We start from the raw sequence: 17,284 nt of genomic DNA, 5'->3' as shown, positions 1-17,284 counted from the left end.
GAAGGGCCCGTTTCTTGTGCCCAGAATCACACCTGACTGCGGTCTGCCAGAGCCTCGAGCAGGCTGGTGGACCAGGCGGTGATGGTGGCGGGGGTGAAGAGGTCGGTGGAGTACTCGATGTCGAGGGTGAAGCTGGTTTCGGTGAGGGTGAAGACGACGTAGAGCTCTCGGCGGGCGAGGTCCGGCGAGGGCAGCGCACGGACCGGGTAGCTGCCCGTCGGGAGGGTCAGGGTGGCCGGCGGGGTCGTGATGACCGTGAAGAGGATGGCTTGGGTCTGGTCTGGGAGGACCTGGCGGAGGATCTCCGCAAACGGCAGGGCCTCGTGGTCGAGCGCTGAGTAGAGGGCGCGGGCGGTTTCGGCGAGCAGGTCGTGCGTGTCGAGCCTGATCCGGACCGGGACGGCTTCTCCGATGAACCCGATGATCCCCTCGTGGCCGGACTGGCGCCGACGTGCGCTGGACACCGGCAGGACGACCTCGTCGTACCCGCAGAGGGCACCGAGCCACTCGGCGAAGGCGGCGGCGATGAGCACGTACGGCGTGGTCCCGGCGGACGCGGCCGCCGTACGGACTTCTTTGGCCAGGCTCTCCGGGAGCTCCACGTGATGTGTCGCACCGCGGCCGGACAGCGTCGCCGGGCGCGGGTGATCGACGGGCAGAGCTGGCTCGACGGTCGCGCCGGCGAGCTCGGCACGCCAGAAACCGTCCAGTTCCCCACGGGTGGGCCCGCTGAGGGTCCCGTGTTCCCAACGGGCGTAATCGGTGTACTGCGCGGTCGGTGGTGCCAGCTCGGCGTCGCCGTACAAGGCAGACAGTTCGTCCCAGAACAGCCGCGCCGACCAGCCGTCGAAGATGATGTGGTGAATTGCGACGACCAGCACCCAGCGGTTGGCCGACACCCGTCCGAGGCGGGCGCGCCAGAGCGGGGCCTGACTGGGCTCGAGTGCGGGTCGGGCGGTCGCGACACACCAGGCGTGGATGTGGTCCTCGTCATCCGGCAGGTCCTCGACTGGCAGTGCGACCTCGACCGACGCCAGCACCTCCTGCCGGTCTTCGAGGACCCTGGTCCGCAGGGCGCTGTGGCGCTGGACCAGGCGCTCCAGAGCGCGCCGGAGTCGTTCCGGATCCAGGGGCTCGTGGATGTCGACGCGTGCTGGCGTGTTGTAGATCGACGCGTCCGCGCGACGCCGTACCAGCTCCAGACACCGCCGTTGGGCGACCGTCACCGGCGCGACCTCGCTCCCGCCTGCGACTCCGCGGATCGTCGGCGAGCGGAAGAACTCGGACAGCGTCAGCTCGATGCTCGTGGCATCCCGCAGCCGGTTCAGCAGGCGTACGGCGAGGAGCGAGTGCCCACCCAGATCGAAGAACGAATCGGTCACCCCGATCTCGGCCCGCTCCAGGACCTCACACCACACCGCATGGACCGCACTCTCCAGCGGCGTCGCCGGCGGAACATTCGCCTCGACGGCAACCGGCGCCGGTAGCGCGGCCTGGTCGAGCTTCCCCGTGGTTGTCAGCGGCAACCGTTCGAGCGAGACCCAGCGCCGCGGCACCAGGTACCTGGGCAGCCGCGCCGCGAGGTACTCCATCAGTTCCTCAGGATTGACGGCGCCGACCGTGTATCCGACCAGTTCACCATCGAGTACGACGACCGCGGCCTCGGTCACCGCCGGATGCCCCTGTACGGCGGCGCGGACCTCGCCCGGCTCGACCCGGACACCACGCAACTGGACCTGATCGTCGATCCGGCCGAGGTACTCCAGCGCTCCGTCGGCCCGCCAGCGCCCGAGATCGCCGCTTGCGTACCAGCCGGGCTCGTAGAACGCTTTGGCCGTCTCCTCGGGCCTGTTCAGGTACCCGTTCGCCACGCAGACACCGCCGATGCAGATCTCACCGACCGCTCCGACCGGCACCGGCCGACGATCCGGATCGAGGAGGCGGATCCGCACTCCCGGGAGCGGCCTGCCGATCGGCGGCACTTTCTCCCCCGGCTCGACCGGGTGGTCCGTCACCCCGATCGACGTCTCGGTCGGGCCGTACCCGTTGTAGAGAACGCAGTCCGGGTGCGCCGCGAGGAATGCGTGCTCGACCGCGGTAGGGGTCGTGGCCTCGCCCGCGGAGCAGATCACCCGCAGCGAGGGCAGCTCCGGCCGCGTCGCCAGCAGTGCGTGGACGGCGCTGAACGGCATCACGATCCGCTGGATCCCGTGCTCGCGAATCCGGCGCGCCAGCTGTTCCGCGTCGTACCGGCTGCTGTCCTCGATCAGGATCAGGGTCTGACCGGTGATGAACGTCGTGAACGTCTCGTGCAGGCTCATGTCGAACATCGACGAGGCCCATTGCAGCGTCGTCAGCGGATGGGTGGCGAAGCCGAGCAGGTTGTTGACCGGACCCCGGTGCGGCATCAGCACGCCCTTGGGGGTCCCGCTGGATCCGGAGGTGTAGAAGCAGTAGGCCAGGTCATCGGGCGTCACCTTGACATGCGGCCGGTCCGCGGCGACCGGGTCGAGATGGTCGACGACGATCGTCGGCAGGTCGCCGAGGTCCGGCATCCCTTCGCCGGTGACCAGCACGGTCGCCCCGGAGTCGTTCAACTGGAACCGCAGCCGCTCGATCGGCACTGCTGGATCCAGGGCCAGGTAGCCGGCGCCGGACTTGAGCACTCCGAGCACGACCGCGAGCTGGTCGACACCGCGAGGCAGGCAGCTCCCGACGAGGTCACCGCGCCGTACGCCGTGGGACAGCAGCTCGATCGCTATCCGGTTGGCGCGGCGGTCCAACTCGTCGTACGTCACCTGCCCGAAGTCGCCATCGATCGCGATGGCGTCCGGGTGGAGATCGACGCGCTGCTCGAACAACTCGTGCAGGCACGCGGTGGACTCTGGACCGGGCTCGCCCTCGAAGCGGGCGAGCCGCTGCTCGTCCTTCGCGGTCAGCTCGGAGAGTGCTGTGAGTGGGACGCTCGGCGCGGCGGTCGCGACCTCCAGCGTCAGCTCCAGGTAGTCGAGGAGTCGCTGGACCGTGGACTCGTCGTACAGGTCGCTGTTGTACTCGACCACGCACCGGACACCTGATGGCGTGTAGCTCAGGTACAGCAGGAGGTCGACCGGCGCGCGGTTACTCGGCAGGTCGCGGAGGTTGACCGAGACCGTCGGAGCGAAGTCGATCTCGTCGACCGCGTTCTCAAACTCGACCGCCACCCCGAACAGCGGGTTGCGTCCGGTGGACCGGTCCGGGTTGAGCTCGGCGACGATGTCCTCGAACGGTACGTCGCCGTGGTCGATCGCATCCATCAGGGACAGGCCGAGACTGCGGGCCAGCGCCGGGAAGTCGGCGTCGTCGGCCAGCCGGACCCGGAGCGGGTACGTGTCGACGAACATGCCGACGGACTCCGCGGCGGACCTGCTGCGGCCGGAGACGCCGGTGCCGATGACGAAGTCACGCTGGCCGCTGAACCGGGACAGCACCAGGCCGAGTCCCGCCAGCAGCAGGCTGAAGACCGTCACACCGGAGCTTGCGGCGAATTCGCCGAGCCGGTTGGTGTTCAGCTCGTGGGTGAGTGAGCGGCCGGTGCCGCTCCAGGTGGGCGGCCGCGGCCGATCGGTGGGCAGCCGCAGCTCCGGGGCGTCGGCCAGCTCGTCGAGCCAGAAGTCACGATCCATTGCGGTCGAGTCGGGCCGCATGCCGTTGTGGGCCGGTGGCAAGCCGTCGGCAGCCGGTGGCAGGCCGGGGTCGGCCGGCCAGGCGCGGTAGTAGGCGCCGAGGTCGCGGACGACGATCGGCGTCGAGGCCGAGTCGAAGATGATGTGGTGGCCGACCAGTAGCAAGACATGGTGATCGTCGGCCAGCCGAACCAAGCGGGCGCGCAGCAGCGGGGCGGTGTCCAGATCCAGAGCACCGAGCCGTACGTCGTGCAGCAGCGACTCGATGTCGTTGCCCTCAGCATCAACCACCGGGCACTCGACCCGGACCGCTGTCCGGACGAACGCCCGCGGCTCCCCGTCGACCTCCCGGAACTCGGTCCGGAGCGCAGGATGCCGGTCAACGACCCGCTGCAGGGCGCCTTGCAGCGCCACCGGATCCAGCGGACCGCGAAGCTCGATCGCCTTCGGTTCGTGGTACGTGTTCGCCCCGGGGTTCAGCTGCTCGAGGAACCAGATCCGCTTCTCCGGCGGCGTGAGAGCGCGATCCGCTGGCCTTTCGGTGGCGACGTACTCCGCTCGCAGCTCGTCGACCGCGGCCAGGCTCCGCATCACCTCGTCGGGGCCGAGTCCGAAGTCGACGAAGCAGGCGAGCTCGTTCGCGCCGATCGCGATCAGCTGGTCGACGATCGGGCGGCAGGTCTCCGGCGTACCGATCAGCGCGCGGGTTTCGCAGTACCGGCGATAGGCCTGGCCCAGCAGGAAGTCGACGTCGTCCGGGGCGGTCTTCTCCAGGTCGATCTGGAAGCCGAGGCTGTTCGTCACCTGCCCGAACAGCGACAGCGACGAGCGGAGATAGTCGCAGAACGGCTGGTACGCCTCGGCCCGGACGGTCTCGAGGTCGTCGCCGACGTACGTGTGCAGCAGGACGACCACGCGACCGGCGTCCGGGTCGAGCCCGTGCTCGGCGCGGGTCGCGCGGTAGAGGGCGATGTTCGCCGCCAGGTCCTCGACGGACTGCGCCATCAGGTTGGTGACGACGCCGAGACCGTTGCGGGCAGCCAGCTTGTACGACTCCGGGTTCCCCACGACGGCTGTGAACAGCGGAGGCTCGTCCTGCAACGGGCTCGGGTGCAGCCGTACCTCGGTCGGCTCGCCGTTCCCGGCCGTCGCGGTGATCGCCTCACCGGCCCAGAGTTTTCTGACTGTGTCGAGCCGGTCGTACATCTCCGTCCGGTGGTTGCCGTAGGCATCAGGCGCGAGAACGAAGTCCCGTGCGTGCCAGCCGCTGGCGACACAGAGCCCGACCCGCCCGCCGGACAGGTTGTCCACCACCGACCACTCCTCGGCAACCCGAATCGGATGATGCAGCGGTAACACCACCGACCCCGCATTGAGCCGAATCCGCTCGGTCCGCGTAGCCAGCGCCGCAGCAAGCACCGAAGGATTCGGGAACAACGCCCCGAACGAGTGAAAATGCCGCTCAGGCAACCAAACCGAGTGAAACCCCCGCCGATCCCCAAACTCAACCGCCCCAAGAATCAACCCGTACTTGTCCTCCGCCGCCGAATCCGGATAATCCCCAAAAAAATACAAACTGAAATCACACCCAACCCCCCGCCCACCCACCCCTGCCCCACCCGGCCCAGCCACCCCCTGCACCCGCGCACCCTGCACAGGCGCCCCCTGCACAGGCGCCGCCTGCACCCGCGCGCCCTGCACGGACACGCCCTGCCCTGACCCGACCTCCGCCGACGCAACTCCCCCCGAGGCGACCGGTCCTGCCGCGACCTCCCCCGAGGCGACCGGTCCTGCCGCGACCTCCCCCGACGCGACCTGTGCGGGGGGCGACAGTCGCGTGCCTGAGTCGGATGCACCGCCGAGCACCGCCAACTGCTCAGACATGAGATTGCTGACGCGATCCATCATCCGCTCAACCACCTGCAACTGACGCTCCACAACCTCCTGCAGCCCCCCAGCCACCGAAGCCCCGGCCGCCACCTGCGACGACGCACCTGCCGGACCGGATATCGGCGCTGGAATCGGCACCACACCAACACCCGACACACCCGGCGCGACGCCAGCCGCCGGAGCAGCCGGTACGACGCCAGCACCCGACGCACCCGGTACGACGCCAGCCGCCGGCGCGCTCGGTACGACAGCTGCGGCCGGTGGAGCCAGTACGACGCCAGCCGCCGGTGCATCCGGCACGGCGGCTGTGGCTGGTGGAGGTGTGTTGTTGGGCTGTGGTTGGGGTGGTGTCGCGGTTGAGTTGGCGATGAGGTCGGCGAGCTTGGCGGGGGTATCGACGTTGCTGAAGAGACTGCGAACGGACACGGTGACGCCGAAGGTATCGGTCAGATCGCCGACCAGGCGCATGAGCGAAAGCGAGTCCGCCCCAAGGCGGAGGAACGGAGCGTCCGCCGGTATCTCATCCGGCACCATCCCAAGCGCCGGCGCGATCAACTCCCGCACCGTCCCCAGAACCCCTTCCCCCGCAGCCACCGGCGAGGCGCCAGCACCTCCAGGCGCGGGCATGTCCACAGCTCCACCGGAACCCGACACCACCCCAACCCCACCAGGGATATGCCCGACCCCGCCCCCACGGGGGGCGGCCGGGATGACAGCCCCGCCGGAAGCCGGCACCACCCCAGCCTCACCATGAGCCTGCCCGACCGCGGCTCCGCCGGGAGCAGACAGCACCCCAGCACCACCGGGAACCGGCACCGTCGCGCCACCACCAGGATTCGGCGCGGCAGCGGTCTCGGCGGGAGCTGGCACGACCGCGGCTCTGGCGGGAGCCGGCATGACTGCAGCAGCTGCGGAAGCTGATGCGGCCTCGGTCAGGGCTGGCGGGAGGTCAGTTGGTTCGGAAGGGGGTGGGGTGGTGGTTCGTGAGGTGAGGGGTACAGCGGGGTGGGTGGGGATGGGGCGTTTGGTTAGGGGGTGGCCTGGTAGGGGGATTCGGTGGCCGGTAAATAAGGGGTGCCAGGTCAGGGTGGTGCCGGTGCGGTAGAGGGTGGCTACGGTTTCAGGGAACTGGGTGGTGGAGTCGCGGCGTTGGGTGGGCAGCCAGGTGGTGCCGGGGGCGGCTCGGCGGCCTAGTGGGGTGAGGACGGTGTCGGGGCCTAGCTCAAGGAAGCGGGTGGCGCCGAGTTCGGCGGCAGCGGTGGTCGCCAGGTCGAAGCGCACTGGGCGGCGTGCGTGGTCCACGACGTACTGGCTGGTGATGTGGGTCAGGAGTGAGCCGTCGAGCCCGCTGAAGAAGGGCAGCTGAAGGGGCTGGAAGGTGGCGGAGTCGGCGGCGGCTGCGCGGAGGTCGTCGAGCACTGGCTCGACCATGACGGAGTGGAACGCCCGGTCGACCGGCATGCGTCGCCAACTCACCCCGAGGCGATCGAGTACCTCCGTCGCGCCGGCCACAGCATCCTCGGACCCGGCCAGCACGAACCGGTCAGGACCGTTGACGGCAGCAACTTCCAGTCCGCACTCGGCGGCGAGCTTGTCCGCCGTTGCCAGGTCCGCCGCGACCGCGATCATCGCGCCGGGCTGCATCCGCGTCCGCATCAGCTCGCCACGCCGTACCGTGAGCCGCACGCCGTCGGTGAGCGACAGCGCGCCTGCTGCGTACAGGGCGGCGTACTCGCCGACACTGTGCCCGATGACCACGTCCGGCCGGACGCCCAGCGCCCGCCAGACCTCGGTCCACGCCACCTGGTTGGCGAACAGGCTCACCTGGGCGAGTTCCTCCCCCGGCATGTCCACGATCTCCGCGCCGAGCACGTCCGTCACTTCGGCGAACACCTTCCGCGCCGCCTCGAAGCGTGCGGCAAGCCAGCCGGACATTCCTGGGTACGACGCTCCCTGCCCGGAGTACGCGAACGCCAGCGGACTCGGCTTCCCTGGTTCGGTGGGTGTCGCCTGGACGAGGGCGGCGGCAAGCGAGCTCGCATCGGTGCCGACCACCGCGATCCGATGCTGGTGGTGCCGACGGCCGAGGGCGAGTGTGGTGGCGACATCTGATGCCGCAAGCCCGGGGCGGGCCACGAGCCGCTCACGCAAAGAGCCAACCAACTCCTCAAGCGCGGCCGGCGACGTCGCCGAAACCGGCACCACCACCGGCTCAGGCGCAACGCCGTCCCCAGCAGCCCGCCCGCGAGACGACGCCACCGAGCCGTACTGCGCTGCCGGCCGGGCACCCTCGGACGACTCCGTCATGCCGGTTGCCCGGTCAGCCAGCGGTTCCGTCACGCTGGCTGGCACGGCTGCCGACGGCTCCGTCGCACCGGGTGCCACAGCGGCGGGTGGGGGTTCTTCGAGGATTAGGTGGGCGTTGGTGCCGCCTACTCCTAGGGCGGTTACGCCGGCGCGGCGGGGGGCGGCGGTGCGGGGCCAGGGGCGGGTTGTGGTGATGAGTTCGAAGGGGCTTTGCTCGATGTGCAGGTCTGGGTGGGGGCTTGTCAGGTTGAGGGTTGGGACTAGGTGGGCGTGGCTCAGCATGAGGATTGTTTTGATCAGGCCGGCCATGCCGGCGCAGGAGTCGAGGTGGCCGACGTTTGCCTTGACCGAGCCGAGGCCGCAATTCGCCGTACGGTCGTCTGGTGAGCCGAAGACCTGGGAGAGCGCCGCGAACTCGATGGGGTCGCCTAGCGCGGTCCCGGTCCCGTGCGCCTCGACGTACGAGATGGTGTCGGCGCCGACGCCGGACCGCTCCAGGGCCCGACGGACCACGTCTGCCTGACCAGAAACACTCGGCGCGGTGAAACCGACCTTGCTCGTGCCGTCGTTGTTGACCGCGCTGCCGAGGATCACCGCGTGAATCGTGTCGCCGTCGGCCAGGGCGCGGTCCAGACGCTTCAACAGGACTGCTGCCACGCCGTTGCCCCCGACGGTGCCGTCCGCTTCGGCGTCGAACGGGCGACAGCGTCCAGTCCGGGACAGGATCGAGCCGGGCACGTACTGGTACCCGGCGTCCTGCGGGAGACGAACCGCGGCAGCGCCCGCGATGGCCAGATCGGTGTCCGACGCGAGCAGCGCCTGGACGGCCAGATGTACGGCGACCAGCGACGTCGAGCATGCGGTCTGGACCCCGATCGCGGGCCCAGTCAGCCCGAGCCGGTACGCGGCCCGGCTGGCAAGAAAGTCCGGCGCGGCGCCAATCGTCGCCTGCATCGCGGTCGCCACGTCGCCAGCCCGACCGCCAACCCGATCGCCAAGCCGGTCGCCAGGCCCGCCGCCGAGCCGGTCGCCAAGCTGATCGCCGGCCCGGTTGCCCGACCGGTCGCCAACCGCGTCGCCGGGCTGGACGTTGGATCGGTCGCCAACCGCGGCGGCGGGCTGGTTGCTGGAGGCGGGGGGCAGTAGGTCCTGGTGGCCGTAGAGGTTCATGCCGGAGCCGGCGTAGACGCCGGTTCGTAGGGCGGATGAGCCGGGTCCTGCGTAGCCGCCGTGTTCCAGGGCTTGGTGCGCGACCTCGAGGAACTGTCGGTGGGCCGGCTCGGTGAGCGCGGCCTCCTTCGGCGACATCCCGAAGAACTCCGTGTCGAAAGCCTCAGGATCGTCGAGCACCCCACCCGCACGAACCCATCCATCCGCACCGGGGCCAGTGGACACGCTGTCGACTCCCCGGCACAGGTTCGCCCAGAACTCGTCGACCGTCCGCGCCCCCGGAAAACGGGCGGCCATACCGACCACAGCCACCCGCCGATCCGTACCGTCGGCATCCGCATCGTCGGGGTCTGCGACGACCGCCACGATGGGCTGTACCCGCTGGGCCTCGGTCAGCCAGGCGGCGAGCGCAGCCGCGGTCGGGTGCTCGAACGGCGCCGTCGCCGGCACCTCGATCCCGAATTCTTCTGACAGCATCGCCCGAAGCCGCGTGATCTTGATCGACGTCAGACCCAATTCATAGAACGGTACGTCGTCAGCCGTCGGCTGACCCGCCAACTCCGCAACAAACCTGCTCACCTCGGCCGCTACCGCACGGACCGACGGCCCCGGCGAATCCGGCGACTCCCCCAAGACCGTTCGAGCCGTCGAAGGCATCCGAGGGACCGCGGTCGCCTGGGGCGCAGCAGTTGGCGTGGTCGCGGTGTTGGGGGCGCCGTACTGACCGGTCAGGTATCGCTGTCGTAGCTCGTTTCGGCGGATTTTGCCGCTGGGTGTCCGTGGGAAGTCCCCGGCCGGTACGACGACCACCTCGGCGGTCAGCCTGAGGCGCTCGAAGATCAGCGCCTTCACTGCCGGCGCGACCGCGTCGTCTGCCTCGACGAAGACCACTAGATCCTCGGTCCCGGTCGCGGCGTTCGGGACGCCGCACGCGCCGACCGCGTGGAAGTCGACACCGCCAACCTCGGCGGCGACGCCTTCGATCTCGTGGCAGAACACCGTGTTCCCGTTGACCACCACCGTGTCCCCCTCGCGGCCGGTGATCACCACCTGCCCGCCGGAGACGAACGCCAGATCGCCGGTCCGCAACCACTTGCCGTCCGGCAGCGCGGACGCGGTTGCCGAGGCGTTGTTCACGTATCCGGCGGTCACCCGGTTGGATCGCACCTGCAACCGCCCGATCCGAAGCTCAGGAAGCACCTCGTCGTTCTCGCCGACCACGCGGATCGAGGCACCCGGCGCCGGCGAGCCGACCGCGACGAAGGTCAGACAGTCCGAGTCCGGCCCCGCCGTCACCAGGTCGCTGTCCAACGTGGACTTGAGCACCCGGACAACGCTGCCCTCATCAGTCAGCCGGCCGAAGGTGATCGCAGTCGTCGTCTCCGCCATGCCCCACGCCGGCCGCAAGCACGCACGATCAAGACCCGACCCGGCGGTTGCCGCAAAGAACCGGTCCAGGACCGGCAATACGATCTGCTCGCCACCGCACACCAAAGACCGCACATGCCCCAGGTCGAGCGACACTCCAGCAGATAGCGCATCAGCAACCAGCTGCAGCCCGAACGTAGGCGACCAGGTGTGCTGTACCTCGTGCCTCTCGACCTCCCGCAACCAGAACAGCGGATCCGCAAGTACGTCGGCAGTCGGCAAGTGCACGCCCGTTGCCCCAACAAACACCGGCAGCACGTGATACAGCAGCAGCGCCCCGCTGTGGTCCACCGGCAACCAATTGAGCATGCTCTCGCCGGGCCGAAGATCGAGCAGCACCCGCGATCCGGCAGCGAACTCGGCGAGCGCCTGGTGCGTAAGCGCTGCGGCCTTCGGCGCGCCGGTGCTCCCCGAGGACAACATCACGACAGCCACCTCAGCCGGGTCCGGCTGATACAACTCCTCCGCCGGATCCAGCCGGCCAAGATCCTCGATCGCCACCGCGGGCAGTTCCAGGTCGGCCCGATCGGTCAGGATCAGTGGCGAATCGAGCAGCTCCCATGTATGCCGAAGCCGTTCGCTCGCGGCCGGGTCGGAGATGACGGCCGGCCGCATCCCACCCAGGAGGCAGGCCCAGAACGCCGGGAAGAACGCATCCAGCGCAAGCCCGTGCAGGATCACGTGGTGACCGCTCGCGGCTCCGCGCGTACGAAGACCGGTCAGGATCCGGCGCGCCCGGTCGAGTAGCTCCGGATAGGTCAGCAAGCCCGCGGGCGTCCGTACACCGGCCGAGGGGAACTCGGCGGCCGCCCGCAGCAGCGCCTGGACCGCGTCCCGCGAGTCAGCCGCGGTCGGCGCCGGCTGGGGACCGTGGATCATCGACGTTCTCGGCATGATGCCTCCTCGAAAGCGACAGAAAGACCAGTACGCCGACCACCGCGACGCCGTGCAGCCCGGCGACCACCGGCAGCGGCGGCAGCACGTCGAGCAGGCCGCCGGCGAGCAGCATCCCGCCGGCGAAAGCAGAGTTCTCCACGCTCGCGGAGAACCCGAAGAGCCGGGTCCGCTGGTGCTCGGGCCGGGTTTGCAGCGTGGACAGGTAGCCGATCTCGCTCACCCCGTCGGCGATCCCGGCGAGGAGCGAGACGGCGATCAGGCCGGCCGCGGGCAGCCCAGTGAAGGCGAGCACGAACGACACCGACATGGCACAGGTCGCCACAGCGAACGCCCGGTGGTCGAGCTGCTTCAGGAACCGGCTGACCAACTGGTGGGCGCTGACGCTGCCGATCGCCCACGCGGTCAGGAACTGGGTGCTGACTGCGGCCGGGTTGTCCGGCGCGGTCAGAGTGGCGTAGATCGGGAGCGCGACGTTGTGGCCGGCCGAGGCGAGCGCGTCGATCCCGCGCACCGCGATCATGCCGACGATCAACGCAGGAAGGTAATGCCACGGCCACCGGCGCCCAACGCCCCCAGACGCCTGCGAGCTGGGTGCTGCCTCCGTGCCCCGCGACGGCCAGGTCACGAAGGCCTGTGCCGTCGCCGAGACCACGAACGATGCGGCGTTCAGCAGGAATGCCGCGTCGTATCCACCGAGGTCGATCACCAGCGCGGCGGTGCCGAATCCCAGCACGCTGGCCAGCGAACGCGCCGTCACCAGGCGCCCGTTCGCCCGCGTCCGCTGATCCGCACCAACCAGCTCCGGTATCCCGCTGCGCAGCGCGACTACCACCGTGGTGTTGCAGACCCCGAGGACCAGCGCGACCAGCACGAGTACGGCGAGACTCGGCGCCATCACCAGCACCACCATCACCGCGGCCTGCAGCAGATCGAGTCCGATCAGCAACGGCCGGCGCCGTACCCGAAGCAGAACCCGGCCGGACACCAGCCCAGCCACGAACCCGGCGCCGAGCCGGATCGCCATCACTGCACCGGTCGCCCATGTGCTCTGCGTCCAGTGGAAGCTGAACAGCCCGAGCGCGACCAGGTTCAGGTAGTTCCCGTACGACGAGACCGCGTAGCCGCTGAGCAGCAGCCAGAGTGCGCGCGCAGGCGGCATCCCCGGCTCCCTCCTGCCCGGGTTGGGCGGGCACCCGGGTGGCTGGAAGCTTAGGCACATTCCGGTCAGGTGGCTACGAATATCGGTGAGTCCTCGATACTGGGGCGATGCAGAACTGGATCACCACCCCCGTGACCGACGGCCTGCTGCGTGGCGCGCTGGACCTGGAGCGGACGCCGGCAGGGGTGCTGCCGCATCGGTTGCCGGCTTGGGCTCGGGCGCAGTACGACGATCCGCAGCTGGAGATGGTGGAGTCGCAGCCGTCAGGAGTCCGGTTGTTGTTTCAAACGCGTGCTACGGCGATCGAGCTCGACACGCTGCCGACCAAGCGCGTCTACACCGGCGCACCGCGTACGCCGGATGGAGTGTACGACGTGCTCGTCGACGGCAAGCTGGTCGACCAGGCGACCGTGCCAGGCGGGAACGTACTGACCATCGACCTCACCACCGGGGCCACCGACACGCAGCCCGGCGACCCCGGAACCGTCCGCGTGACCGGCCTGAGCGACGAGTCGAAGACTGTCGAGATCTGGCTCCCGCACACCGAAACCACCGCACTCGTTGCCCTCCGCACCAATGCGCCGGTCGAACCCGCTCCGCCAACCGGCCGCCGGACCTGGCTGCACCACGGGAGCTCGATCAGCCACGGCTCGAACGCGACCAGCCCGACCGGCACGTGGGCGACCCGCGCCGCTTCGCTGGCCGGTCTGGAGCTGACCAACCTGGGCTTCGGCGGCAGCGCGCTGCTCCAGCCGTTCGTGGCCCGCACCATGCGGGACACACCCGCCGACCTGATCAGCGTCAAGATCGGCATCAACGTGGTGAACGCCGACGTGATGCGGCGACGTGCATTCGGCCCCGCCGTACACGGTTTCCTGGACACCATTCGCGACGGCCATCCGACCACGCCGCTGCTGGTCGTCTCCCCCATCCTTTGTCCGATGCACGAGGACACGCCCGGCCCGACGATGTGGGACCTTGAAGCGCTGAGCCGGGGCGAGCTGCGGTTCCAGGCCACCGGTGACCCGGCCGACGTACCGATGGGGAAGCTGACGCTCGGCGTGATCCGGGAGGAACTGGCCCGGATCGTCGCGCAACGGTCCGCCGACGACCCGAACCTGCGCTACCTCGACGGCCGCGAGCTGTACGGCGAGGCCGACAACGCCGAGCTTCCCCTGCCCGACGACCTGCACCCTGACGGCCCCACCCACCAACGGATGGCCGAACGCTTCGCCAAACTCGCGTTCAACTAGCTTCGAACGTCAGGCGGTAGCTTCGAACGTCAGGCGGCGGATCAGGTCGAAGCGGATCAGCAACTTGCTCATCGGCGTCATCCCGAACGGGACCGCCCCCGGACCCGCGACCTCTTGCCGCTTCCGCAACCATGTCTGCACCCGCTCGCGCTCAACAGTGAGCTCGACCGGGTCGAGCGCGGCAAGGGCACTGAAGAGCGTGGCCGGCGGGCTCGACGGCAACCCGGCCGACACCTGGGCGAGACGGCTTGCGAGGTACGGCGTACCTTCGTGCAGCGCTGCCATGAAACACGTGGCCATCCGCTCCGTCGGCTGGTCGCCGTCCGCCGACAACGGTGGTGCCATCGCGAGCAGCAGCTGGCAGATGTTCACGAAGCGCTTGACCCGGCGCGGAGTCCCGCCGATCAGCGGGGCGAGCGACTCGACGAAGGCGAGCTCGTCCACAGTCAGCGCAAGCGGCCTGGCATCGAGGTCGAGCAAGCTGCCGAAATCCGTCAGCATCGCGCGCACGAGCTCTTCCTCTCGCTTGCCGACGTTCAGAGTTCTCATTCCACCGCCACCCGCATTGGTCGGCTGCGCCGCCACCGAAGGCAGCAGCAGGCCGCGCAGCAGGCGTCGCCGGGCGTCGTCGTCGAGGGTCTCCACCCAGAAGGGGATCTGGAAGATCTTCTCCACGTAGTCCATCGCCTTCGGCTGATCTCCGGCCTCACCGAGCCTCGCGTCGAGCGCGGGCAACGCTTCGTGCAGCGCCGATCTGAGCCATCTGGTGTCCACCGCGACGACCACGACGAACAGCGGGAACGAGAGCAGCAGGTGCACCGCCTCGAGGACCTCGACCACCTTCTTCGGCGGGCACCGATCCAGGTCGTCGATGTACAGCACGATCCGGTTCGGCGGACCGCCTACCGACCGCCGTGTCTCCTTGTTGAAGTCGGCCGTCAGGTCGGCGAGATCCTGCAGATCCTCATGAACCTTGCTGATCAGGCCGAGGTGGCTGCGGTAGTCGTCACTGGCCTTGCGATCGGCCAGGAACTCGACGTACGTGTTCCCGACCGTCAGGGCGTCGCTCTTCCGCTTCAGCTCCGCCTGCTCGTCGCGAGCCTTGCCCGCCGCCGCCTCGGCCTCGGTCAAGGCTTCTCGCGTTGCCGCGAGCTCGTTGTTGGCCGTGGTGAGGCCCTCCTTGACGTCATTGACGGCCTTGGTGAGCTGTGCGTCGATCTTCTCCTCTGCTTGCACCAAGGCTTCCTGCTGGCTCGCGGCGAAGCTTGCCGCCGCCCTGAGCGCAAGCGCCGCCAACGGGATCAGAGGCGCGAGGCTCGCCACCACACTCGTGATCGGCGGAGCCGACAGCAGGTCCATGACATACGCAACCAGTGGTACGGCGATCGCCGCCAGCGCGACGTAGACGATGCGCTTGACCGTCCAGAAGCGCTGCTGCAGCCATGGACTGGTTCGAGTCGCCAGCGCGGCACGTCGTACCTCGGCGACTGCTTCAGCTACCTCGTCACCGAGCTCTTCCTTGCCGATAGCAACCGCCGTCTCGACCAGCGCGGCTCGGGCACCGGCCTCGAGCTCACGGGTGATCAGGCTGTCCCGGAGCTGGGCGGTGGTGCGCTCCACCGCATCGAGGTGCTCTTGCTTTTTCTGGACGACATCGGCGGCCTTGGCCTCGGTGGCCTGCAGGGTCTCCAGCGCTGCTTCCGCCTCGACGACGTCCTGCTGCTTGGCGTCCAGTTTCGCCAGGATCGCCTGCCGCCGCCGATCCGAAAGCTTCTGCCGCGCGACCGGATCCAGTTCGTCGAAGATCTTGTCCAGCAGCGAGGCCCAGAGGTTGGTCTCGACGTACTCCCAGGCGTTGAACTCGATGTGCGCGACGTTCGGCCAGACTGCGAGGTTGGCCTGGTCGCTGGTCCGGGCCAAGCTGCTGATCTGCTCGATCCGGTGCCGGATCTTCGCCATCAGGAAGCTCTTGCCGCTCCCCCACTGACCGAACAGCCCGATCGCGAGCGGCGGCACCAGCGTGCGGGACGAGATCAGGTAGGCGAACGCATCCGCCTCGACGCTGATGTCGATGAAGTCGGCCGTCGGGTCCACCACGTCACTGCTGAACGCCGCCAGGCTGGCCGGCCGCCGTGGAAAGTTCTCCGTCAGCCACTCACCAAGCTTCTTCCCCGCAACCTCGTTCTGCGGGTCGAGATCCCGGAGGAAGGTCCCGTACCGATCGGCGAGTACGCCGACCGAGAGCCCGGACCGATCCATCGACCGTTGGAGAGCTTGCCTGAAGAACGTCGACTCGCTCAGCAGGGCGCCGACGACATCGGCGAGGATCGTCGGCCGACTGCCACCCGACAGCCGATCCGCCGTGGACAAGATCTGGTTGACTCGCTGATCCAGGCTGGAGGTGCTCTGCGCCCCGACCGTGGCAGCCGCCTGCCGCAGGCTCTCCAACGTCACCTTCGGAAAGTCATCTGGCAGCAGATCGCGCGCGGTCAACCCGAAGTACCCGATCAGCCGCCGCATCTCCCCATCCGCATCAGGATGAGCCAGCAGGGTCCCCAGAAACAGATCCGCCTCCCCACCACTTGCCCCACCCCACGCAACGCCGCCGAAGCCTCCCCCCACCGCAAGGCCTCCCCCACCGACCCCGACCACGCACCCGACGCCTGTGCCATACCCCACCCCCAAACAGGACGATACGGCGCTGGCGACCCCGGGAGCACCCCCTCAGCAACGGGACCCGCCGACTTACCAGTCCGAATCGATTCCGTGGTACGTCACTCGATGCCGATGGCATGCAGCAGCCATTGCTCGATCCGCTGCTTCGAGCTCGGACTTGTCGATAATCATGACCTCTGCGAAGTGCCGGAATCCGGGAGGGCGCCGGTCGGCCCGTGAGTCGATCAGAAGGTAGGGGAACGGGCCGCCTGAATGTGGACCCAATGCCCACATGACCTGACGCGCCCACCGTTGAAACAGAACGTGCCGAAGATCCGACCACGGCACCGCGTCTCGCGGCTCACCCCGGTACATCCACACCAGAGCACCGTCACGATCCGCCAGCTGGCTCGTGGAACAAACCCGCGCCCACCAGATCGCGCGCAACGTTGCAACGAGCGCAAACCCCAAACCGGCCAGACTCAGGCCCACCGAAGCGACAACGATGCCTACACCAACGAAGCTCAGTCCAGCAGTACCTGGCAACACGGCGCCGCGCCACGCTCCGCGGGTCGAGGCCTGGACCAGCACCACCCCAGTCGTGTCAGCCGTCCCACCTTCACCCACGAGACTCACTATCAGTGAAGCGCGCACGCTTTCGCTAGCTCGAGGTACCACGCGAGGCCGAGGCCACCGGTAGCCGGGCGGGCCTAGCGCCCCGCGTGGCGGGCGCTGTGGCGGCCCCTGCTGGATGTTTCGCGCCTTAGCCTCGATCCACCGATCGGCTTGGCGTGAGGCGGTGATTCCGGATTGGCTTGGTGCTGGGCTATGTGGGCGTGGTGGGGTGTCCCGCCTCGCTG

Annotated in this window: 4 protein-coding genes; 1 reads left to right on the top strand and 3 read right to left on the bottom strand. The window is 68.9% G+C overall.

What is annotated here, in order from left to right; translation table 11 throughout:
* Positions 1 to 26: 26 nt before the first annotated feature.
* Both ACIBGM_RS45130 and ACIBGM_RS45125 read right to left on the bottom strand, forming a co-directional pair.
* Positions 27 to 11,354, bottom strand: coding sequence for a MupA/Atu3671 family FMN-dependent luciferase-like monooxygenase (locus ACIBGM_RS45130; protein ID WP_396389120.1), 11,328 nt, complete (start codon positions 11,352 to 11,354; stop codon positions 27 to 29).
* Positions 11,302 to 12,516 carry an MFS transporter gene (locus tag ACIBGM_RS45125; protein ID WP_360519974.1) on the bottom strand — a complete coding sequence of 405 codons (1,215 nt, stop codon included), beginning with the start codon at positions 12,514 to 12,516 and terminating at the stop codon, positions 11,302 to 11,304. The genes ACIBGM_RS45130 and ACIBGM_RS45125 overlap by 53 nt, the downstream gene beginning before the upstream one ends.
* Before the next feature lie 107 nt (positions 12,517 to 12,623).
* Here ACIBGM_RS45125 and ACIBGM_RS45120 point away from each other — a divergent pair, with 107 nt between their 5' ends.
* On the top strand, positions 12,624 to 13,769 hold the full coding sequence (locus ACIBGM_RS45120; protein ID WP_360519972.1) for a GDSL-type esterase/lipase family protein: 1,146 nt from the start codon (positions 12,624 to 12,626) through the stop codon (positions 13,767 to 13,769).
* Between the two features lie 9 nt (positions 13,770 to 13,778).
* On the opposite strand, the gene ACIBGM_RS45115 is transcribed toward ACIBGM_RS45120, so the two are convergent.
* Positions 13,779 to 16,289 (bottom strand): P-loop NTPase fold protein, encoded by a 2,511-nt coding sequence (locus ACIBGM_RS45115; protein ID WP_396389119.1) that lies wholly within the window; start codon positions 16,287 to 16,289, stop codon positions 13,779 to 13,781.
* Positions 16,290 to 17,284: the final 995 nt, after the last annotated feature.

Origin of the sequence: Kribbella sp. NPDC050470 (genome assembly GCF_044458365.1) — a bacterium.
In the GTDB taxonomy this organism is placed as follows: domain Bacteria; phylum Actinomycetota; class Actinomycetes; order Propionibacteriales; family Kribbellaceae; genus Kribbella.
The sequence above is the reverse complement of the archived record's forward strand: the minus strand, read 5'-3'. Positions and strand labels throughout refer to the sequence as shown.

Excerpts from the sequence above, each read along its gene's own strand:
- ACIBGM_RS45115 (WP_396389119.1), bottom strand. The coding sequence starts at position 16,289 with ATGCGGCGGCTGATCGGGTACTTCGGGTTGACCGCGCGCGATCTGCTG.
- ACIBGM_RS45120 (WP_360519972.1), top strand. The coding sequence starts at position 12,624 with ATGCAGAACTGGATCACCACCCCCGTGACCGACGGCCTGCTGCGTGGC.
- ACIBGM_RS45125 (WP_360519974.1), bottom strand. The coding sequence starts at position 12,516 with ATGCCGCCTGCGCGCGCACTCTGGCTGCTGCTCAGCGGCTACGCGGTC.
- ACIBGM_RS45130 (WP_396389120.1), bottom strand. The coding sequence starts at position 11,354 with ATGCCGAGAACGTCGATGATCCACGGTCCCCAGCCGGCGCCGACCGCG.